We start from the raw sequence: 21,881 nt of genomic DNA, 5'->3' as shown, positions 1-21,881 counted from the left end.
ATTTATAATGTGGTAAAATTGAAATAATTTGATTCATGAATCAATACGCTATTTAGCGTATTTTTTTAAATAAGATTGTTCTTCTTGGCTTTTTGAACGGCTTCTAGCTTATTGTGAACTTGAAGTTTTGTGTAAATATTTTCAATATGTTTCCTGACCGTTGCTGGAGATAAAAATAAGTTTTCGGCAATATTAATATAATTCAATCCTTTGCTAAGTTGCTCTAAAACATCGATTTCTCTTCCTGATAATTTAATGATTTCTTCTTCTTTTTTATTGTCTAAATCAATTGGATTACGAAGTAATTTTAGAGTTTTCAATGCAATGGAAGGATTCATCGCAGCACCTCCGTTTAAAGTATCAATAATGCCTTCGTAAAGGGTTTTTGGTTCTACTTCTTTTAGTAAATAACCATCAGCTCCAGCTTTAATAGCATTGAAAATATTTTCATCATTATCAAAAACAGTTAACATGATGACTTTAATGTGTGGATATTTGTTTTTTATGATTTCAGTGGCTTCAATTCCGTTTAGAATAGGCATATCGATATCCATTAAAATCACATCGATATTATGATTGTTACTTATTTTAGTCAGTAAATCAGAACCATCTAAAGCTGTAAATTTTATCTGAATTTCATCAAAAAAAGAAAGTTTTTCCTGAATAGCTTTTATTAGGAAAGTATTGTCGTCTACGATAACCGTTTTGATAATTTTTTGCATTTTTTGATGATTAGTCAGATTAAACTTCGTTTTGATTAGGTAAGCTTAGATAAATTTTAGTTCCTTTTTCGCTAGCTTCAATATTGAAATTTCCTTTTAATTCGGAAGCTCTTTTTTTCATTGTATTAAGTCCGTTGCCAATTTCGGTTGTAGTTAAATCAAATCCTTTTCCGTTGTCAGAAACCACAATAGTTATTTTGTTGTCAGATTCGATAAATGAAACATCAATCTGTGAAGCATCCGCATGTTTAATTGCATTATTAACTGCTTCCTGTATTAAACGATAAATATTCATTCCATCTCTAGAAGTGAAAGATTGAAACGATTTTGTATCAAAGTTAAAATTAAATCGAATACCATTTAATGAAAGTTGGGCATTATCAATAAAATTTGAAATTCTTGTTTTCAAATCTTCAATAGTAATTTCTTCTTTGTTCATGGCCCAAATCGTATCTCTTAATTCATAGATAGTCTCTTTTGTAAACGAACTAATATTGTTTAGTTTGTCTTCTAACTTTGGATTGCCATCGGCAAAAGCATATTTTAAGGAATCTACAGACGAAATAATAAACGTAAGCTGCGCACCAATGTTATCATGCAAATCTCTCGAAATTTGAAGTCTTTGTTCCTGAAGGCGATTTTGAGTTTCGATTTTCAGCAAAGCATCTTTTAATTCGTTTTCTTTTTGCAATTGAAGGGTTTTCATTTTTTGATTTTTAAGCATAAAATAGCCAACAATTATGGATAAAATTAGGAGTGAAATAATGATTACTATGTAAGTGTTTTTTACAGCTAAATTGGCTTTTTGTTCTAAAATTTCTTTCTCTTTTCGTTCCGTATCAAATTCCGTATCTAACTCCGCTTGTTTGATTCTAAGATTAATATTTGAGATACTATCTTTATAAGTCGTATAGTTTTTGAAATTGTCTAAAGCGGTTTTGTAATCTGAATTTAATTCATATAATTCCGAAAGTTTTTGATAATTATCTTGAGTTAAATAATTGTAATTGTAGGCTTTACTTTCATCTAATGCTTTGGTGAAATATTCAATTGATTTTTGATTGTTTTTAGTTTCAAAAAAGTAATATCCATAAAAATTTAAATTTTCTGCAATTCCAATTTTGTCATCAATTTCAAGTCGTATTTGATAGGCTTTGTCTAAATTTTGTTTTGCTTTTGCAAAGTCTTTTAACGTTAATTGAAGCATTCCAATCTTATTCAAACTATATGGAATCCCAATTTTATCATTTGCTTTTTCTTTTAAAGTCAAGGATTTATTATAGAATAAAAAAGCACTATCGTACTCTTTTTTCATTTCTTTTAAAACGCCATAGTTGTCATAAATACCTCTAAGTTCGTATTCAGTATTGTATTTTTCGCCAATTTTTAGCCCTTTTTGCATGTACATGATACCAGAATCCAAATTACGTTTTCTTAAATGATAACCGTAACTGGCATAAAGTGAAGCTACTTTGCCATTTTGCTTTAATTGATTAAAGTTTTCAATGGCAATAAAAGTATATTTTGAGTGCAAATCATACTTGCTTTGGTAAAAATAGCAAAGCGCCATTTTTTCATAACTGGTGGCAATTCCTAATTTATAGTTTTGTTTTTTTGAATCGGCTAGTACTTTATTAAACAGCTGTAATGATTTAGTACTATTTGCAATAATATCATCAAAAGGCATGTTGTTAATGGAGTCGATTTGTTTTTTCGTATAGGTTTGACTCCAACTAAAAGTAAATAGTTGAGAAAGAAGTAAGACGATTATGTATGTTATAGTGTTTTTCATTATTAAATTTATTGTTACTATAAAAGTATAAAAATCAAATTTAAAGTACGTTTAAATTAATGTAATACGTAAATAAGATTATAAATATTTAATAGCAAACAAAGTAAAACGAATAGTCTAAAAAGAATGACAAGCAAATCTTTCTTGTGGCTCAATGATTCGATTGAAAGAAATAATTTAGACATAATTCAGGTTTATTAATTACGTAAAATTCGTTTAAAATAAGGCGTTTTCCTATACGACATTTGACGTATTTGCAAAAAAAGAGTGGATTGATATGTTATCAATCCACTCAAACTAATCAAACTATAAAAACAAATTAATTGTTCACTTTTATCTTTTCTACTTTTTTGCCTTTGAAAGCAAAGATGAATTCTCCATCATCTGTAATGTCTAGACCATCACCATATTTAGGACTTCCGCCTTTTCCTTTTGATTGAACTGAACCTTTTGTTTCTCCATTCGTCATATCAATTGCGTGAAGGATATTTTTACTGTTTCTTTGATCACGTAAAAAGTAATTTCCATTTACATCGTAGAAATAATCTACACCTCTGATTTTCTCTGTTGCATATGCTCTTGAACCATCTTTTTTATTGTAAGACGCTAATCCTTTTTCAGATAATACGACTACAGTTTCTCCAAAATCAATTACGTCAGTAGCTTTACCAACACCAGCATCGTTGTGTTTTACATCAAAAATTTGTTTTCCAGATGCAATATCATAACAGTAGAATTGATCTCCATCTCCAACAAATACATTTTTGTTTTCATGAATAATAAAATCGGTAATGCGTTTGTCAAACTTTTCAGAGCGCCAAGAAGTTGTTCCTGTTTTATCATCTATTGCTATTAAGCTATTTTTTTGCGCTTTGTAATCCCAATAAATATAAGGAACAAGAGACGTGTAAGCTCCACCATACAAACTTTGTTGTTGTTCTTTTCTATATTCTTGAACTTGTACTTTACCACCCACTTGCACAATTACTTTGTCGCCTGTTCTGAAAATATTTGGCATAGAGAATGCGCCTGTAATTTTCTCAGAAGTCCACATAATTTTACCACTTTCTAAGTCGTGTTTTTGAACGTATTTAGCTCGATCTCTTCCGCCTAACATTACAATATACACAGCATTGTCTGTAAATAATGGATCGGCAATAGTTCTATAATATTTTTTTTGAGTGGTATTAGAGAACATGCCTCCGCCGCCACCATCCATGTCGTTTTCATACACTGATTCCCAAAGTTTTTGTCCTGAATTAATGTTGTAAACTTGTAATCCATTCAAGTACATAAAAACTTTGTCACCTTTAATCCATAAATCCAAGATTGCTCTTCTTGTAACTAATTCTTTTTCTACAGTTCCAAAAAATGTATTTTCCCAAATGATTTCTCCATTGTTAGCATTTAATTTTACCATTTGATTTTTAAATCCTGCAAACAAAGCACCTAAGGCAGTTGGTTTAAAATTCACCATGATAATTTCATTCTTTTTCGCATCGTAAATATATTTTCCTACACCACCTTTAAAACGATTGGTTTCCCAAATTTTCTCTCCTGTATTTGCTTTTACTAAAATAACTGAAGCTTTTTGAGAAATTAAAAAGGCATCTAATTCGTAAATGTATTTTACTGTTTCTAATTCACCTTGATCAGCACCGTCTTCCGATTTTGTTCCTTTTGGAAGTAAATTTTGATACAATTCTGAATTCCATAATTCTTTTCCTGATGCAATATCAATTACGGCAACACGATCTGTACCCATTTTTCTTTCGTCAAACAAGAATAAATAACCGCCATTGTCTTTCCAAATAACATATTGATATTCGCATTTGTTGGTTTTATTTGTTGTGATGTTTTTATAATCACCATTCCAAATCAGTTTTCCTTCACCGTTTAATACAGAAGCCGAGTTGTCATCTGTACCTAAAATATAAGAACCATCATGATTGTTTACAGCCAATCTTGTTGCTTTATTGCCAAATTCTGATTCCCATACAGTAGCAAAACTTCCCGATTTTTTAGAACCTCCACTTCCTTTGACTTTGTCTAGTAATTTCCCAAATTGAGCAGTTGCAGGAGTAGTTCCTACTATTGCTATAAGAAGGGAATACATAATAAATGATTTTTTCATGAGTTTTGTTTTTAATGTTAAAATGATATGTTGTATCTAATTTTATATCTTTTTTTCTTCTCTAATTTGAATTTAAATTTATGAGTAAGAATGTATTCCGACATGAAGTTGATAAAATCGATGTCTTTTATAGTGCTATCTACTTTAAAAAATGTAGCTACTTTTCCGCTCTGAATTACCGTAATATCAATTGTCATATCGCCAGTTATTTCAGAAAATTTCTTGTTTTTCTTTTTAATAAAATCAGGGGATTGAAACACTTCATGCATTTCAGTTGTAACCATTTCAGAAACAGTTTCTTCGTCAGTAAGAACTGGTCTTTGAGACCAGATGGATTCGCTGTAAAAAAGTGTAATTACAAGCAATACAAAGGCGATTCTTATTTTCATAAACAATTTTATTTAATAAGTTTACCAGTGTCTTTTTCTAATGTTAAATCTAAAGCAGTCTTATAAAGGCGCATTGAATTGATTAATGATTTTTGAGTAAATCCACCATCAGTCCAAAAATAATAATAGTACGTTATTGTATTTGTGCTTTCTGAATAGTACGTTTTAATTAATGCAACTTCGGCGTTTAATTTGTTTATTAATTCTAAAACATCTCTTTTAGGAGCGCCGTCAACAAGATTGTAAACGCTACTTAATGTAACATATCTTTTATTTGAATCAATGTCCAAATAAATATTATACGTGTTTTTAATTTTAATGTACGTGTCTTTAACTTCTAAAACTTCAATATAAGCATTATCAAAAGTTTCTTTTAAAAAAGCAGGAGTTACTTCAGCGGCAGTTACTAACTTTTGAGCTGTTGCAAATTGAACAGAAATTAATAAAACAAGTAAATAAAATAGTGTTGAATTTTTTAAAGTTTTCATGAGTGTGAATTTTTATAATTATTGATAAATCAAAATTCACAAAAAAAGGAAATATAGGAAATACGACAATTGCCGTATTTTAACAAAATTTTATAAAAGGGTGCTGATTTTGAATGGTTTTAATTTTTAATTCAAGCTGATGAAGAAATTTTTGATGACTTTCGGTATTTGGATTAAAAGGTCGGTGCTTTAATCCTTTTTGAATGGAGCAAATGTCATTCATCAAACCAAATTGTGATTCCGAAATGTAGTTTTCAAAGAATTGAATCCAAATATAATCAACAGCTGTTTGATTTGGATGTAACATGTCTTCAGTATAAAAACGATAGTCGCGCAATTCATCCATCATGATTTCGTAGGCTGGGAAATAGATATTGTTCTGAGTTGTCAGTTCGAGCGAAGTCGAGAATTTCCGATTTAATACCGAATGAATAGCAGCAATCAAGTGCGCTTTACTCAATGTGTTTTCAACAAATCCATCTTTAATATGACGAACAGGAGAAACAGTAAAAATAAATTTACAATTTGGGTTAACCGAATGTACTAACGAAATAATGCTTTCTAAACTTTCTTCAATCTGCAGTATAGAAAGTAATTCTTTTGTAAACTGCTTTTGTAGTACTTTATGACAATTAGCAACAACACCATCACTGTCAGACTGAGCTTGTCGAAGTCGATACACCCACGAAGTCCCTAATGTAATTATGATGTGAGTTGAATCACTTAAATGTTTATTTGTTGAACTGATTAAATCGTTTAAAGATTCTAAAAATGCATCTTTATCCGAATTTGATAATTCGGAATGAACTTCAAAACAATGCCACAAGTCATTATGAAAGAAAATATCGTTTTCGGCAAACTTTTTTTTTTCAATAGATCGACGAATTAACTTTTCTATTGAAACGGAATTGAAAATAATCCCAAACGGATTTATTGTTGTTTGGAATTTAAAATAGTCAAATTTCTCACCCATATTCTCCGCAAAACAAGAACCCAGCAACAAGATTTTCGAATCGTAATCGATTGGAAAGCTGCTTTTTTGAATGGGTATTTTGGTGGTGAATTGCAAATCATTTAGGTTTAGACCTCAAATTTAAACTACTTTTTACAAAAAACGAGTATTTTTACTCAAGATTTAATACCATACAAATGATTGAAAAAGAATATATCGAACCTAATGAAGGTTTTTCTCAAACGGTTGTAGTAAAAACAGGAAATTTTAAAACACTTTACATTTCTGGACAAATAGGTGATGGTGCAAATTTAGAAGCACAAACCATTACCACATTTCAAAATTTAGAAAAGCAACTTCAAAATTGCAATGCTACTTTTAAAGATGTGGTAAAAATGAATACTTATATCGTAAATTTCAATCCAGAAGCAGATTTACCTATTTTTAGAAAGGTTAGAAAACAGTTTCTAGGAAATGAAAATTATCCAGCAAGTACTTTAGTTGGAATTCAAAGTCTTGGAAGAAAAGAATGGTTAATTGAAATTGAAGCGATTGCTGTTATAGAATAAAAAAATCCCGATAAGTTTTTGGCTTGTCGGGATTTGAATTTATTCTTTTTTCTCTTCTTCTTTTTTCTCTTCTTCTTTTTTCTCTTCTTCTTCAAGTTCTTTTTTAGAATTTTTAATTTTTTGTTCTAATTCCTCAATTTGTTTTTTAGAAGCTTTAATTTTTTTAGAATTTTTCTCGATTTTGTCTAGAGTCTTGTCAATCTCTTTATCTATTTTATTTGTTTTTTTTATTTTCTCTTCCAAAGAAATATTCTTATTAATATCAATTTTAGCTAACTCCTCAGTTAATTCGGTTAGTTTAATATCTAATTCTTCTTGTTTTTGTTCGAATTTTTCCCTTTTGGTTGTTTCATTAACTAATTTTTCTTCATTAGAAATTACTCTATTTTGTAACATTCGCATCATTTGCTGCTGTTGCATCATTTGATTATGTTGACTCATTAATTGATTATTGATTTGACTATTTGAAGGAGGTGATGGAAACCTCTGTGAATGTGCCAAAAAAGGTAAGACCAATAATAAAGTTATTATAAATTTCATTTTTTTATTTTAAAAATTCAACCGCTTTCTCAATCGCCTCTTTAATTCCACCTACATTTTTTCCTTTTCCTGAAGCAAAGAAAGGTTGTCCGCCACCATTTCCGTCGATTAGTTTTCCTAATTCTCTGATGACATTTCCAGCGTTTAATCCTTTTTCAGCAACTAATTCTTTTGAAATATAGCAGTGAATATTTGGAGCATTATCTTCAATTGAAGCTAAAAATACAAATGCATTTGGTTTTGAAGTTCCTATAGCTTGCGCTAAATCTTTAGTCGAACTCATAGATAAATCTACTTGTTTTGCTAAAAAGTTGATTCCGTTGATTTCTTGGAAATCGGCAACCAACGTATTTTTTAATCCTTCGATTTTTTCTTTTACTAATTGCTCTAGTTGTTTTTTCAACTTTGCATTATCATCTTGTAATGAAGCAACTGATTTTAAAACATCTTGTGGGTTTTTCAATACTTCTTTTATTTCTGCCAATGTGTTTTCTTGTGAAGTATAAAAATCTTTCACAGCATCACCCGTAATTGCTTCTATACGGCGAATTCCAGCTGCAACTGCTCCTTCAGAAATGATTTTGAAATGCCAGATTTCAGCGGTGTTTTTCACGTGAATTCCACCACATAATTCTTTACTATCGCCAAATTCAATCATACGAACATTGTCTCCATATTTTTCCCCAAATAATGCCATTGCACCTTTATCTAATGCTTCTTTGATTGGAATATTTCTATGTTCTACCAATTGTAATTGTGCTTCGATTTGTTGATTCACACTTGCTTCTACTTGACGTAATTCTTCATCAGAAACTTTACTGAAATGCGAAAAGTCAAAACGCAAATAATTTGGGTTTACTAACGAACCTTTTTGCTCAACATGTGTTCCTAAAATAGTTCTCAAAGCTAAATGCATCAAATGCGTAGCAGAGTGATTTTTAGAAGTCGAAGTTCTTAAGTCAGTATTTACTTTTGCTACAAATCCAGCTTCAATATTTTCTGGAAGTTGTTTTGCGAAATGTAATATTAAGTTGTTCTCTTTTTTCGTATCAATGATTTCGATAGTTTCGTTTGCCGAGACTAATGTTCCTTTATCACCCACTTGTCCACCACCTTCAGGATAAAATGGCGTGTTATCTAAAACAATTTGGTACAAAACACCATCTTTTTTAGAATCAACTTTACGAATACGCGTGATTTTTACTTCATTCTCGATTTTGTCATAACCCACGAATGTTTCTACATTTCCTGGAATTAAAACGTTCCAATCTTCAGTAGAAACTTCAGAAGCCGCACGTGAACGCGCTTTTTGTTCTTGCATCGCCACATTGAAACCAGCTTCATCTAAATCGTATCCTTTTTCACGAAGAATTAAGGCTGTTAAGTCAATTGGGAAACCAAAAGTATCGTACAATTCAAAAGCTTTTGCGCCAGAAACTTCTTTTCCAGAGGTTTCAGCTACTACTTTGTCCAATAATTGTAATCCTTGTTCTAAAGTTCTTAAGAAAGAAGCTTCTTCTTCACGAATTACATTGGTAACCAATTGTTGTTGCGATTTAATCTCTGGGAAAAATTCACCCATTTGATTCGCTAACACTTCTACCAATTTATTAATGAAAGGTTCTTTCGTACCTAAAAACGTAAATCCGTAACGAATCGCACGACGCAAAATTCTACGAATTACATAACCAGCACCAGTATTTGAAGGTAATTGTCCGTCAGCAATAGCAAAAGCCACAGCACGAACGTGGTCAACTATTACGCGAATCGCAATGTTGGTTTTGTTTTGTTCTTCTGATATGTTTTTAACTTCGTTTGAAGTGTATTTTAAACCTGTAATTTGTTCTACTTTTTCAATAAGTGGTGTAAAAACATCGGTATCATAGTTGGATGTTTTTCCTTGTAATGCCATACACAAACGCTCAAATCCCATTCCGGTATCTACGTGTTGTGCAGGTAATTTTTCTAACGAACCATCGGCTTTACGGTTGAATTCCATGAATACGTTGTTCCAAATTTCCACTACTTGTGGATGGTCATTATTCACTAAACTTTTTCCAGAAACTAAGGCTTTTTCAGCTTCGGTACGTAAATCAACGTGAATTTCAGAACAAGGTCCACATGGTCCTTGATCGCCCATTTCCCAGAAATTATCTTTTTTATTTCCTAAAATAATGCGGTCTTCGCTAATTAATTCTTTCCAAATATCCCATGCTTCTTGATCAAACGGCACATTCTCATCTGGATTTCCTTCAAAAACAGAAACGTATAGATTTTCTTTCGGAATTTTATAAACTTCCGTTAATAATTGCCAAGCCCAATTAATTGCTTCTCTTTTGAAATAATCGCCAAAAGACCAGTTACCCAACATTTCGAACATCGTATGATGATAAGTATCAAAACCTACATCTTCTAAATCATTATGTTTTCCTGAAACACGAAGACATTTTTGCGTATCGGCTATTCTTGGGCTTTTTGGAGTTCCATTGCCTAAGAAATATTCTTTGAATTGGGCCATCCCCGAGTTGTTAAACATCAAAGTTGGGTCGTCTTTTAAAACGATTGGCGCAGAAGGAACAATTAAGTGTCCGTTAGATTCGAAGAATTGTAAAAACTGTTTACGAATGTCTTGTGATTTCATTATCAATTATTTAGTTCTGATTTTAATTATTGATTTTGGTAGGAATTTGGAATTAGATTTTCGAAAAATATCCCAACTAAAAAATAAAATAGCTTTAGAATGAAACATTTCTTAAATTTGTTCGTATAACCTATGTCAATCAATAAATTTGGCACAAAAATAGTATATTTTCATTTATGTCGAAGGTAAAATATTATTACGATTCAGAAAATTTAGCCTACAAGCGTATTCAGACAAGAAAAAGGAAGAAGTTTGGCTATGTTGTGTTGTTTTTGGTGTCTTCGGCTTTGTTTGGATTCTTGATTTTTTTGCTATTGATTAACACTAGTTATTTTGAAACGCCAAAAGATAAAATTCAAGCGAGAGAAATTGAAGCTTTAGCTTTAAATTATAAGGTTTTGAATAAGAAACTGGATTTGATGAATGAGGTTTTAGAAGCAATTGAAAATAGAGACAATAATATTTACAGAATATATTTTAATACAACTCCTATTTCAGAAGAAGAACGAAAAGCGGGGTTTGGAGGTGTAAACAGATACAAAGATTTGCAAGGATACAATAATTCGGAGTTAATGGAAAACACAACAAAACGTGTAGATATTTTAACGAAAGAGTTGGTAATTCAATCCAAATCGTTGGATGAAATCGTGGCTTTGGCGAAGCAAAAAGAGAAGTTGTTAGCGGCAATTCCGGCAATTCAACCGGTTAAGAATGAAGATTTAAAGCAAATGGCATCAGGTTTTGGTTATCGAAGCGACCCATTTACGAAAATTAGAAAGTTTCATTACGGAATGGATTTTACGGCTAGAACAGGAACACCTATTTACGCTACTGGAGATGGAGTTGTCTATAAAGCAGATGCTTCGTTATCAGGGTATGGAAATCATATTCAAATTCAACATGGTTATGGCTACAAAACCTTGTATGCGCATTTAAGCAAATATAAGTGTCGTCCTGGTCAAAGAGTAAAACGTGGAGATATCATTGGTTATGTGGGAAGTACAGGAAGAAGTCAAGCGCCACATTTACATTATGAAGTGTTTAAAAATGGAGAACGTGTAAATCCGCTGAATTTCTATTATGGAAGTATTTCAGCAAAAGAATATATAGAGATTTCAAAATTAGCGAATCAAGAAAATCAATCATTAGACTAATGCATTTAGAATTAGCACCAGACAAAAGATATTACAGCATTGGTGAAATAGCCAAAGCTTTTAACGTAAATGCCTCCTTAATTCGTTTTTGGGATAAAGAATTTGATATTCTAAAACCAAAGAAAAACGCCAAAGGAAATCGTATGTTTACACCAGAAGACGTGAAGAATTTGCAATTGATTTATCATTTGGTAAAAGAGCGCGGATTTACATTAGAAGGTGCCAAAACACATTTGAAAGAAGGTCAGAAAAAAACCTTAGATAAATTTGAAATTATCAGCAAATTAGAAACAATTAAAGCTCAATTGAACACAATTAAAAATCAACTATAAACAATTAATTAAACTTTTAAACTTAAAAAAATGATGAGAAAATTTTTGCCTTTTATTATCGGTGGTGGATTATTGTTAATCCTTGTATTTTGGTTCTTTAGTATCAAAAACGGAGCCGTTCGTGTAAACCAAGAAGTAAATAAAGAATGGGGAAATGTAGAAACTTCGTACCAAAGAAGAAATGACCTTATTGGGAATTTAGTTAAAACGGTTCAAGGTTCGGCTGATTTTGAAAAATCAACTTTAGAAGCAGTAATCAAAGCGCGTTCTGAAGCGACTTCTGTAAAAATTGACCCAACGAATATGACGCCAGAACAATTAACACAATTCAATCAAGCGCAAGGAAATTTAAATAGTTCTTTGTCAAGATTATTGGTAACTGTCGAGCAATATCCTGATTTAAAAGCAAATCAAAACTTCTTGAAATTACAAGATGAGTTAGCTAGTACAGAAAATCAAATCTTAACAGCAAGAACACGTTTTAATGAATCGGTTCAAAAATACAATAATTACATTTTGGTTTTCCCTAATTCAATTTTCTTAGGAAACTACAAAGAGAAACCATATTTCGATGCAGTTGCAGGCGCTGAAAAACCGGTGGATGTAGAATTTGATTTCAATAAAGAGAAAAAATAATGTCAAAAACCGAAGATTTCTTATCAAAAGCAGAAGAACAAGAAATTGTTCATGCTATTGTTGAAGCCGAAAAAAACACTTCGGGAGAAATTCGTGTGCACATAGAAGAACATACAGAAAAATCACCTCTTGAGAGAGCTCAGGAGGTTTTTTTTGAATTGAAAATGGACGAAACACAAGATCGAAATGGCGTTTTGTTTTACATATGTGTTTCCGATAAAAAGTTTGCTATAATTGGCGATAAAGGAATTAACGAAGCAGTAGAATCTGATTTTTGGGATTGTACAAAAGATACAGTAATTGCTAACTTTAAAGAAGACAACTTCAAGAAAGGCTTGGTAGAAGGAATTCTTAGAGCAGGCGAAAGATTGAAAAAATATTTCCCATTTCAATCAGATGATACTAACGAATTGTCTAACGAAATCTCAAGAAGTTAATATGAAAAAGTTATTTTTATTTGTATTAGCTTTAAGCGGAATGATTGTCCAAGCGCAGTTTACCATTCCTGAAAAGCCTAGTTTTCAAACGAGTGTTTATGATTATGCCGATGTTTTAAATCCGCAAGAAGAAAAAGAATTAGAGAACAAATTAATTCGCTATTCTGATTCAACTTCCACTCAAATTGTAGTAATTTCAGTTGAAGATTTAAAAGGTGAAGACATTGGGATTTTAACTCCAAAATGGGCACATGAATGGGGAATTGGTCAAGAAAAAGAAGACAACGGAATTCTAATTCTTTTAGCAAAAACCGAAAGAAAAATATGGATTGCACCAGGATATGGAGTAGAAGATAGGTTAACCGCTGGAATTAATGGGGAACTTATTAGAAACATCATTATTCCAGAATTTAAAGCTGGGAGTTATTACAACGGTTTAGACAAAGGTGCCGATGCTATTTTTGAAGTTTTAAAAGGAAAATACAAAGGTTCTAGAAAAGAATCAAGTAATCCTTTACCATTCATCTTAATTGTAGTTTTTATTATTATTCTGTTAGTTTTAGCTTCCAGAGGAAATAAAGGTGGTGGAAATTTTAGAGGTGGCGGCGGCTTAGATTTAGGCGACATTATTATTTTAAGTAGCCTAGGTAGAAGCGGTGGCGGTTTTGGTGGTGGCGGAAGCTTTGGCGGTGGTTCATCAGGAGGATTTGGCGGCGGCTTCGGTGGCGGTGGTTTTTCAGGTGGTGGCGCTGGCGGAAGCTGGTAGTTAAAATTAAACCCACAATATTGTCATTCCGATGAAAGAGGAATCTCCTACGAAGTAGGCTTACTTTGAGCAAAGCGAAATCGAACTCTTCTTTATCTTTGAACTTGTACTTGATACTTATATAAAAAAACTCGTTAGTGTTTGCTAACGAGTTTTTTATTGTGTTATTAATTTTTAAAAAATTATGTTTGTTTAGTTTTTGTATTAAAAGATTAAACAATATCTTTACAAAAAATTAAGAGTATGAAAGCATTATTTATTTCAGTCCTTTTATTGATTGCTTTTTTTGTTTTTAAGCAACTAGATCCTTTGAGCCTGACATTTTTAAATGTCGCTATCATCGGTACTAATGTAGTTTTACTCTATTTGGTTTTCATTTCTTTAAAAGAACTTTTCTCTTCCTCAAAAAAAATAAATTATTAGTTAATATAAAATAGTAGCTTTTTAATAAAAAATATAAATAGATTAAACAAAAAACTCGTTAGCAAACACTAACGAGTTTTTTGTTTAGTCCATAATGATAATACCTTCATCACTTTTCTTACCACCAAATTTTTCTAATTTATAGGTTAAAGAAAACATAGCATATTGTTGTAAAACTGTATTTTCCATATCGGTAATGGCGGTTGGTGTAATTGTTCTTGTTGCGCTGATATTTTGATTTAAAACATCATACACTTTTACTTTAGCTAATAGTTTGTCTTGGAAGAAATTATACCCCAAACTCAAATTCCATAAATAGAAATCTTTTTGAAAACCATCTGCAATATTAGAGTTGTAGTTGTATCCAAAATCACTTCCCAAAACTACTTTTTTAGGCCAATAACTCGTGATTTCTAACTTAGCGCTGTGCTTAAAGTTTTTAGTATTATCAATAACATAATTTGTAAAATCATTTGTGATATACGTGTATCGATAAGATGGGTTAATCGTAATCATTTCGTCAATAGACCATGAAATATTTGCTCTTGGACTCAAAGTCAATCCTTTAGATTCAAATAATGCGGCATTGGTTAATCCTTGGTCATAATTGTAATCAAACTGTAATCCAAGGCCATATTTAAAGGTTCTCTTTTCTTTTTTTAGCGATTTGTTTAAACTAAAACCAACATATGTATTATAAGCTCTGTCAACATTTTGATAGGTAGTGGTAGCTTTAAAATCGGCATTATAAGTAGTAGAAGCAACAATTTGATTTACATTGTAATCTCCTCCTGCATAAGCATAAAAACCACTTCTCGTAGCATAATCATAATTGTTGAAGTTGGTGTAAATCGAATAATTTTCGTTAGGTTTTAAATCAGCATTTCCAATAATAGTATTCAACGGATTTGCTAAATTTTCGAAAGGTAAAATTTGATTAGCAGTCGGTAAATTTACTTCGTAAGAGTAATAACTGTAAATAGATTTTGATTTCCCTAACGTAATATTAATGTATCCATTCACTTTTGGATACATATAGTTTTTGTTGACTGAAGTTTTGTTTGATAAATAAATAGACTGATTGTTGAAATTAATGATTTCTGTTCCCATCGAAATACTTCCTCTAATTTTCTTTTTTCGCAAACTAATGCCAACCATTGGTACAACTGAAGAAGTTGTTGAGGTAATTTCATTTGAAAGTAAGTCATTGAAATCTGTAAACGAATTAAATCCACTATCAAAATCATATGTTTCTCTAACGTCGTTAGATTTTTTAAATCGGTAGGTAGCTTTAAAGTTTAAAGCTAACGAATCTTTCAAGGGTTCGTTATAACCAACTTCGATTCTATAACTATCATTTTTTGAATCATCAATTCTAAATTGATTTCTATCATCATCGGTATTTCCTGATTGAAAAAATGTAGTAGTTGTTTTAGTAAATAAATCAGATTTGTTTTTGCTATTTTCGTTTTCAAGTGAAGCACTAATTCCTCTGCCTTTTTTCTTTAAACCTCTATAAAAATAAATATTATTTCTAAAGGTGTTATTTTGACTTGACCAATTATTATCACTTGTATTTTCGTTTAAAGCGTTTCCTGTTTCATCAAATGTAGCATCAAAGCCAGTGTTTTTGTTTTTAATTTCGCTTTTGGCAAAACTGGGACTCATATAAATGGTTGTGGTTGAATCTAATTTTATTTCAAAATCCATTCCTATATTGTGTCCATCTGTTATGGATTTAGTTTTAGATTCGGCTAAAGTATTGGTGTTTCCTGTTGGTAATAAGTTGATTCTATTCGTTCTGTTGTTATTGTTAGTTTCTGCGTTTGAATAATAGTAACTCCCGTTTGGATTGATCTTCTTTTTTGCCCATTCATCTGCGAAATTTATTCCAATCATATTAGATTGTGTAATTCCGTTATTGCCTCCAAATTGCATTCCGTTAATACCAAAACTACCGTTATCGTTTACCCAAATTGAATTATTTCTGCCGCCGCCCATATTGTCAAAAATTTCATCCATTGAAAATCCAATAGAGTTTACGTTGTTAGAAGAACCTAAAATACTAATCTTCTGAGTGTCTTTAAAATAATTGAAAAGCATACTCGATTCGTATCGTTCATCGGTACCATAACCTACATTTGCTTTTCCAAAAACACCTTTATTTTTATCTTCCTGAATTGTTAAATTGATGGTTTTTTCATCTGAAGTAGCATTTTGCCCAGATAATTCTTCTTCTTTTGTTTTGGTGTCGGTTACTTGAACTTTACTAATTATTTCGGCTGGTAAATTTTGAGTGGCAATTTTACCATCTTTACCAAAGAAAGGTTTTCCGTTGACTAAAACATTGTTGACTTCTTTTCCATTGACCGTGATTTTACCTTCTTCATCAATTTCGACACCTGGAAGTTGTTTCAATAAAGCTTCTACATTGGCATCTGGACGAACTTTAAACGACGAAGCGTTAAATTCTAAAGTGTCGTTTTTTATAGTAACTGGTGGTGCTTCAGATTGAATGACTACTTCTTTTAAAGAACTTACATTTTCTTCTAGTTTTATTGAGCCAAAATCCTTGTCTGCTTTTAAATTTTCAATTTTTTCTGTGTAGTCATTATAACCAATGTATGAAATTTTGAAATAAATAGCATTGTCCATTTTTTTTGCCTTGAAAGTAAAATTTCCATTCTTATCAGAAATTGTATAATCAATCAAAGTGGAGTCTTTTACTGATTTCAAATAAATAGTTGCTGATTCAAGTGGAACAGAAGTGTTTTTGTCGATAATTTTTCCTTTTAAAGAAATGGTATTTTGACTAAAACTGAAAATTGAGAATAAAAACAAGGCAAAGTAGGCGAGTTTCTGAAACATGAAAAAAGTTATTATTTAGTTTAAGTTCTAATTAACTGCGAATTAAAATATTTATTGTGTAAATAAAAATTTTCTTACGGAAATTTAACAATTGCCATTAAAAAAACCGAAGCGTTAACTTCGGTTTTCAACTATTTCTGTCTGAAATAAATATCAATTGGAACGCCACTAAAGTTGTATTGCTCTCTTAATTTGTTTTCTATAAAACGTTTGTATGGATCTTTTACATATTGTGGTAAGTTAGCAAAAAACACAAACTGAGGTGTTGGTGTTGGTAACTGCATACAATATTTAATTTTTACATATTTTCCTTTTAAAGCAGGAGGTGGAGTTGCTTCAATAATTGGCAACATCAACTCGTTGAATTTTGAAGTCGAAATACGTTGTTTTCTGTTTTCAAACACTTCAACTGCTGTTTCTAATGCTTTTAGTAAACGTTGTTTCGTTAAAGCCGAGATAAAAAGAATAGGCACATCGGTAAATGGTTGTAATTCTTCTCTAATTTTACGTTCGTAATCACGAGTCGTCATGGTGTCTTTTTCAACCAAATCCCATTTGTTTACTAAAATGACAACTCCTTTACGGTTTTTCTCAGCCAACCAAAAAATACTTTGATCTTGACCTTCAAATCCACGAGTCGCATCAATAACTAACAAACAAACATCACTGTGTTCAATAGCTCTAACCGAACGCATTACCGAGTAAAATTCTAAATCTTCTTTTACTTTTGCTTTACGTCTAATTCCGGCAGTATCTACTAAGTTGAATTCAAATCCAAAACGGTTGTATTTCGTATCAATGGCATCACGAGTAGTTCCAGCAATGTCGGTTACCACAAATCTATCTTCGCCAATTAAAGCGTTGATAAAAGATGATTTTCCTGCATTTGGTCTTCCAACTACGCAAAAACGTGGTAATGGTTCCACTTCTTCGGTAACTTCTGGCATTTCAGGTAACACTTCTACTAATTTGTCTAAAAGTTCTCCTGTTCCGCTTCCGCTCATTCCCGAAATCGTGTAATATTCTCCTAATCCTAAGTTGTAAAATTCTACGGCGTCTTTTTCACGCATTGCATTGTCTACTTTGTTAATTACTAACAAAACAGGTTTTTTAACCTTACGAAGTAATTTAGCCACTTCGTCATCCATAGGTGTAATACCTTCTTCCACATCCACAATAAAGATAATAGCATCTGCTTCATCAATAGCTAATTCTACTTGACGACGAATTTCTGCCTCAAAAATATCGTCAGAACCTTTGATATAACCTCCAGTATCAATTACAGAAAACTCCTTTCCGTTCCACTCACTTTTTCCATAATTTCTATCACGCGTAACACCGCTTACCGAGTCAACAATAGCTTCTCTTCGCTGAATTAAACGGTTAAAAAATGTGGATTTTCCAACATTTGGTCTTCCTACAATGGCAACAATATTATTCATAATCTTATTTTGAATCGGCAAAAGTACGATTTTTTTTGGAGCTTTTTCCAGCTATCCACTACAACTCCACAATTTTAGCTCTTTTTTTCTAATTTTATTCGGTCAGCTTCTAAGGTCGCTGTCCAAATAAAAAGAAAAAATAGGTCAAAAATTTGCGGGGTTTCCGTTTTTATCTGGGCTAGAGTGTGAAATTTGTTCAACATTTGTTAAAAATGTATATATTAGCTTTAAAATCAGAAGAAATGGAGCCTGAAAAAAGTATTGCACTACGACCAAAATTTGAAGTTGAATCAAAAAATAGTGTCGATAAAATTTTAGAAAAAGCAAAACAGCTAAAAACAGAACTCAAAGCCGATTATCAAATCAAAATAATCGACGAGCATTTGTATTTCTATTTCAGTAAAGAAAAACGTAAATACTATTCGCCATTTTTACATTTGGAATTAGAAGCTAATGAAGATAAGACAACAGTAAAAGGCCTTTTTGGTCCAGAGCAATTGTTATGGACGCTTTTTATGTTTCTACATTTTATCATTGCAGGATTGTTTTTAGTTTTCGCCATGATGGCTTACACGCATTGGTCACTAAAACAATCCACGGTTTTAGATTTCAGTATAATGGGAATCATGGTGGTTTTTTGGTTTTCGCTCTATTTTATGGCACGATTAAACAGAGAACGCGGTGTACCACAAATGCACGAATTAGAAGATTTGATGAATAAAGTTTTGGAGTAGTTAATTTAATGAAATTAAAATTTGTATTTATCTAATTCAATTGCCTCGTCAAAATAAAGTTTGAATTTTTTCGATAATTCAGAATCTTTGAATTTGATTATTGTGTAAGAACTATCCCAAGCAGTTATTTCAAAAATTGCATTTTCTACTTGAAAATTATCGTTAATCCAGATATTATCGTTTCCTTCAACAAAAGGTAAATTGTTTTTATCGAATTTTGGATTTTCAGATTTATTAATTGCAGAAATTACACCCCAAACAATTTGAATGTCAGTTTCAATTATTTTTTTGAAGTCATCTGATGTGATAACTGAAAAACTTTTATTAAAGTCGATTGGTAATTTTTTCTTTGTAAAATTTATTACATCTAAATCAGATAAAATCCATTCAAATTCGGAAATGTCAATCCATGAATTTAAAAGGTTGTTCAGGTTTGTATGGCAATACAATTTCTTAGTATCTCTGATTATCCAATTCAATTTTATCCAATTTTCAATTTATTAACTTCAATCGTCAGATCTTCCAACTTTTGACTCCCTACTCCCAACTTTTATTTCTGGTTATACCCAAAACGTTTTAATTGGTAAGCACTGCTTCTCCAATCTTTGTTTACTTTAACGTAAGTTGCTAAGTGAATTTGTTTACCAAAGAACTTTTCTAAATCTTCTCTTGCTTGAATTCCAACACGTTTCAAAGCAGCGCCTTTATGTCCGATGATGATTCCTTTTTGAGTATCGCGTTCTACCATAATTACGGCACGAATTCTAATAATGTTATCGTCTTCGATAAATTCTTCCGTTTCAATTTCTACGGCATATGGAATTTCTTTGTCGTAGTTCAACAAGATTTTCTCACGAATAGTTTCGTTTACAAAGAAACGTTCTGGTTTATCGGTTAACGCATCTTTAGGATAAAACGCAGGAGAAACCGGAAGTAATTCGATAATTCGATCAAAAACGGTTTGTACATTAAAATTCTCTAAAGCTGAAATAGGAAAAAGTTCTGCATTTGGCACTTTTTCTTTCCAAGCTTGTACTTGTTCTTCTAGTTGTTCTTGGTTCGATTTGTCAATTTTGTTCAATAACAACAAAACTGGGATTTTAGAATGGATAATTTTATTAAAAAACGCTTCGTCTTTTAATTCTTTTTCTCCAATCTCCACCATATATACCAAAATGTCAGCATCTTCAAAAGCCGATTTTACAAAATCCATCATCGAATTTTGTAATTCATACGCTGGTTTTATAATTCCTGGCGTATCTGAAAATAAAACTTGAAAATCATCTCCATTTACAATTCCCAAAATACGGTGTCTTGTAGTTTGTGCTTTCGATGTGATAATAGAAAGACGCTCTCCTACAAACGCATTCATAAGTGTTGATTTTCCTACATTCGGATTTCCAATAATATTTACATAACCTGCTCTGTGCTCCATTTCAATATATTTATGGGTACAAAGGTAGTGATAACGCCTGAAATAGTAGAAAGAAAACATTATTTTTAAAAAAGTCTTGTAATTTTAAATAAAGAGTGTACCTTTGCACTCACAAATCGCGGGATAGAGCAGTAGGCAGCTCGTCGGGCTCATAACCCGAAGGTCACAGGTTCGAGTCCTGTTCCCGCTACAAAGAATTATTGAATTACAACCGTACATCGCGGGATAGAGCAGTAGGCAGCTCGTCGGGCTCATAACCCGAAGGTCACAGGTTCGAGTCCTGTTCCCGCTACTAAGAAGCTTCACAGAAATGTGGAGCTTTTTTTATGTAATTAATTCATTAATAAATGGTTATGTTTTTATTTATTGTTTTAGTTTTTTGGCTTGATTCAATATTAAAACACTACTTTTGCACCTTTATTTTAAAATAACTATGAATCCAAAGAAAATTGCCGAGTACAGAAAGTTACTTGATGTTACCAAAACAGCTACGCTGAAAGAATTGAAAACCATTTACAGAAACAGTATGAAGGAAGATCATCCTGATACTATTGCTGATCCAGTGGAGCGTTTAGCTGCTGAGGAAAGAAGTAAAAATATTATTGAAGCATACCATTTTTTGGTTAGTATTGCTCCTGAAACACAAGAAAAAAACAAAGAAGTATATCAAAAAATAACTTCAACTGTAAATATCCAAGATTTTTATATGGATAATGGAGTGTTGTATATTTCGTTTTTAGATGGTAGCAATTACGAGTATTTTAGTGTGCCAAAAGTAACATACATTAAAATGGTTAATGCAGAATCGCCTAGTCGTTTTGCAAGACGACACATTTACAATGAGTTTTTATACCGCAGTGCAAGCAAAATCGTAGCTGAATAAACAATTGTTAAAAAAATATTCCTATTTTTGATATACTAACCAAAAAACTATATCAATTATGGAAATTAATTTTTTAGCTGTTCTAGTGGCAGCACTCTCAAGTTTTGTTGTTGGATTTGTTTGGTATAATCCTAAAGTTTTTGGAACGATTTGGATGAACGAAATCGGGATGACCGAGGAAAAAGCCAAACAAGGAAATATGGCAAAAATCTTTGGATTGACTTTTGTTTTTGCTTTTATGTTAGCCTTTTTTATGCAACCCCTAACAATTCACCAGTTTTCTGTTATGGGATTAGTGGGAGGAGATGTTGCTCATGCTAAGCCTTCTTATGCAGCTTTTATGGCAGATTATGGAGATGCTTTTAGATCTTTTAAACATGGAGCATTGCACGGATTAATGGCAGGATTATTTATTGCTTTACCCGTTATAGCGACCAATTGTTTATTTGAGCAAAAATCATTTAGATATGCAGCAATCACATCGGGTTATTGGGTTATAGTTATGACCATAATGGGAGCTATTATTTGTGGCTGGAAATAAAAT

22 protein-coding genes and 2 tRNA genes are annotated in these 21,881 nt (G+C 31.6%); 12 read left to right on the top strand and 12 right to left on the bottom strand.

The window, feature by feature from the left end:
• Positions 1 to 65: 65 nt before the first annotated feature.
• The 6 genes from C8D80_RS05155 to C8D80_RS05130 all read right to left on the bottom strand — a co-directional run bounded on the left by C8D80_RS05155 (position 66) and on the right by C8D80_RS05130 (position 6,594).
• Complete coding sequence (locus C8D80_RS05155) at positions 66 to 722, bottom strand: response regulator transcription factor (RefSeq protein WP_133608093.1); 657 nt, start codon at positions 720 to 722, stop codon at positions 66 to 68.
• Positions 723 to 741: 19 nt separating this feature from the next.
• Positions 742 to 2,514, bottom strand: coding sequence for a tetratricopeptide repeat-containing sensor histidine kinase (locus C8D80_RS05150; protein ID WP_133608091.1), 1,773 nt, complete (start codon positions 2,512 to 2,514; stop codon positions 742 to 744).
• A gap of 319 nt (positions 2,515 to 2,833) precedes the next feature.
• Positions 2,834 to 4,648 (bottom strand): outer membrane protein assembly factor BamB family protein, encoded by a 1,815-nt coding sequence (locus tag C8D80_RS05145; RefSeq protein ID WP_133608089.1) that lies wholly within the window; start codon positions 4,646 to 4,648, stop codon positions 2,834 to 2,836.
• A gap of 17 nt (positions 4,649 to 4,665) precedes the next feature.
• Complete coding sequence (locus tag C8D80_RS05140) at positions 4,666 to 5,037, bottom strand: hypothetical protein (RefSeq protein WP_133608087.1); 372 nt, start codon at positions 5,035 to 5,037, stop codon at positions 4,666 to 4,668.
• Between the two features lie 8 nt (positions 5,038 to 5,045).
• Positions 5,046 to 5,525, bottom strand: a complete 480-nt coding sequence (locus C8D80_RS05135) for a YbjN domain-containing protein (RefSeq protein ID WP_133608085.1) — start codon at positions 5,523 to 5,525, stop codon at positions 5,046 to 5,048.
• Between the two features lie 79 nt (positions 5,526 to 5,604).
• Positions 5,605 to 6,594: a GSCFA domain-containing protein gene (locus C8D80_RS05130; RefSeq protein ID WP_133608083.1), complete on the bottom strand. Its 990-nt coding sequence runs from the start codon at positions 6,592 to 6,594 to the stop codon at positions 5,605 to 5,607.
• 80 nt (positions 6,595 to 6,674) lie between these two features.
• On the opposite strand from C8D80_RS05130, the gene C8D80_RS05125 reads away from it, so the two are divergent.
• Positions 6,675 to 7,046 (top strand): RidA family protein, encoded by a 372-nt coding sequence (locus tag C8D80_RS05125; protein WP_133608081.1) that lies wholly within the window; start codon positions 6,675 to 6,677, stop codon positions 7,044 to 7,046.
• A 39-nt stretch (positions 7,047 to 7,085) separates the two neighbouring features.
• Here the strand turns inward: C8D80_RS05125 and C8D80_RS05120 are convergent, their stop codons facing one another.
• Entirely contained in the window at positions 7,086 to 7,586 is a 501-nt protein-coding gene (locus C8D80_RS05120) for a hypothetical protein (RefSeq protein WP_133608079.1), read from the bottom strand.
• A 4-nt stretch (positions 7,587 to 7,590) separates the two neighbouring features.
• Positions 7,591 to 10,227, bottom strand: coding sequence for an alanine--tRNA ligase (gene alaS / locus C8D80_RS05115; RefSeq protein ID WP_133608077.1), 2,637 nt, complete (start codon positions 10,225 to 10,227; stop codon positions 7,591 to 7,593).
• Between the two features lie 176 nt (positions 10,228 to 10,403).
• Here alaS and C8D80_RS05110 point away from each other — a divergent pair, with 176 nt between their 5' ends.
• The 6 genes from C8D80_RS05110 (at position 10,404) to C8D80_RS05085 (ending at position 13,975) form a co-directional block, all read left to right on the top strand.
• On the top strand, positions 10,404 to 11,381 hold the full coding sequence (locus C8D80_RS05110) for a M23 family metallopeptidase (RefSeq protein WP_133608075.1): 978 nt from the start codon (positions 10,404 to 10,406) through the stop codon (positions 11,379 to 11,381).
• Positions 11,381 to 11,713 carry a MerR family transcriptional regulator gene (locus tag C8D80_RS05105; RefSeq protein WP_133608073.1) on the top strand — a complete coding sequence of 111 codons (333 nt, stop codon included), beginning with the start codon at positions 11,381 to 11,383 and terminating at the stop codon, positions 11,711 to 11,713. Before C8D80_RS05110 ends, C8D80_RS05105 begins: the two co-directional genes overlap by 1 nt.
• Positions 11,714 to 11,746: 33 nt before the next feature.
• Entirely contained in the window at positions 11,747 to 12,349 is a 603-nt protein-coding gene (locus C8D80_RS05100) for a LemA family protein (RefSeq protein ID WP_133609426.1), read from the top strand.
• On the top strand, positions 12,349 to 12,786 hold the full coding sequence (locus C8D80_RS05095) for a TPM domain-containing protein (protein ID WP_133608071.1): 438 nt from the start codon (positions 12,349 to 12,351) through the stop codon (positions 12,784 to 12,786). Before C8D80_RS05100 ends, C8D80_RS05095 begins: the two co-directional genes overlap by 1 nt.
• A gap of 1 nt (position 12,787) precedes the next feature.
• Positions 12,788 to 13,552 (top strand): TPM domain-containing protein, encoded by a 765-nt coding sequence (locus C8D80_RS05090; protein ID WP_133608069.1) that lies wholly within the window; start codon positions 12,788 to 12,790, stop codon positions 13,550 to 13,552.
• Between the two features lie 243 nt (positions 13,553 to 13,795).
• Positions 13,796 to 13,975, top strand: a complete 180-nt coding sequence (locus C8D80_RS05085; protein ID WP_133608067.1) for a hypothetical protein — start codon at positions 13,796 to 13,798, stop codon at positions 13,973 to 13,975.
• A gap of 84 nt (positions 13,976 to 14,059) precedes the next feature.
• On the opposite strand, the gene C8D80_RS05080 is transcribed toward C8D80_RS05085, so the two are convergent.
• Positions 14,060 to 16,843: an outer membrane beta-barrel protein gene (locus tag C8D80_RS05080; RefSeq protein ID WP_133608065.1), complete on the bottom strand. Its 2,784-nt coding sequence runs from the start codon at positions 16,841 to 16,843 to the stop codon at positions 14,060 to 14,062.
• 131 nt (positions 16,844 to 16,974) lie between these two features.
• Entirely contained in the window at positions 16,975 to 18,285 is a 1,311-nt protein-coding gene (der, locus tag C8D80_RS05075) for a ribosome biogenesis GTPase Der (RefSeq protein ID WP_133608063.1), read from the bottom strand.
• 212 nt (positions 18,286 to 18,497) lie between these two features.
• On the opposite strand from der, the gene C8D80_RS05070 reads away from it, so the two are divergent.
• Entirely contained in the window at positions 18,498 to 19,019 is a 522-nt protein-coding gene (locus tag C8D80_RS05070) for a hypothetical protein (protein ID WP_242004842.1), read from the top strand.
• A gap of 14 nt (positions 19,020 to 19,033) precedes the next feature.
• On the opposite strand, the gene C8D80_RS05065 is transcribed toward C8D80_RS05070, so the two are convergent.
• On the bottom strand, positions 19,034 to 19,498 hold the full coding sequence (locus tag C8D80_RS05065) for a hypothetical protein (RefSeq protein WP_133608059.1): 465 nt from the start codon (positions 19,496 to 19,498) through the stop codon (positions 19,034 to 19,036).
• 71 nt (positions 19,499 to 19,569) lie between these two features.
• Positions 19,570 to 20,454, bottom strand: a complete 885-nt coding sequence (gene era / locus C8D80_RS05060) for a GTPase Era (RefSeq protein WP_133608057.1) — start codon at positions 20,452 to 20,454, stop codon at positions 19,570 to 19,572.
• Positions 20,455 to 20,571: 117 nt separating this feature from the next.
• Here era and C8D80_RS05055 point away from each other — a divergent pair.
• The 4 genes from C8D80_RS05055 (at position 20,572) to C8D80_RS05040 (ending at position 21,878) form a co-directional block, all read left to right on the top strand.
• Positions 20,572 to 20,644: transfer RNA gene (locus C8D80_RS05055), tRNA-Met, on the top strand.
• A 29-nt stretch (positions 20,645 to 20,673) separates the two neighbouring features.
• Positions 20,674 to 20,746 (top strand) — tRNA-Met (locus tag C8D80_RS05050).
• A 141-nt stretch (positions 20,747 to 20,887) separates the two neighbouring features.
• The gene (locus tag C8D80_RS05045) at positions 20,888 to 21,337 is read left to right on the top strand and encodes a KTSC domain-containing protein (RefSeq protein WP_026724150.1); all 450 of its coding nucleotides are present in this window, start codon (positions 20,888 to 20,890) and stop codon (positions 21,335 to 21,337) included.
• 58 nt (positions 21,338 to 21,395) lie between these two features.
• Positions 21,396 to 21,878, top strand: coding sequence for a DUF1761 domain-containing protein (locus C8D80_RS05040; RefSeq protein ID WP_133608055.1), 483 nt, complete (start codon positions 21,396 to 21,398; stop codon positions 21,876 to 21,878).
• The last annotated feature ends 3 nt before the right edge of the window (positions 21,879 to 21,881 follow it).

The organism is Flavobacterium cheniae, assembly GCF_004363695.1.
Classification (GTDB): Bacteria; Bacteroidota; Bacteroidia; order Flavobacteriales; family Flavobacteriaceae; genus Flavobacterium; species Flavobacterium cheniae.
Note: the sequence above shows the minus strand (reverse complement) of the source record. Positions and strands in the feature narration are given on the sequence as shown.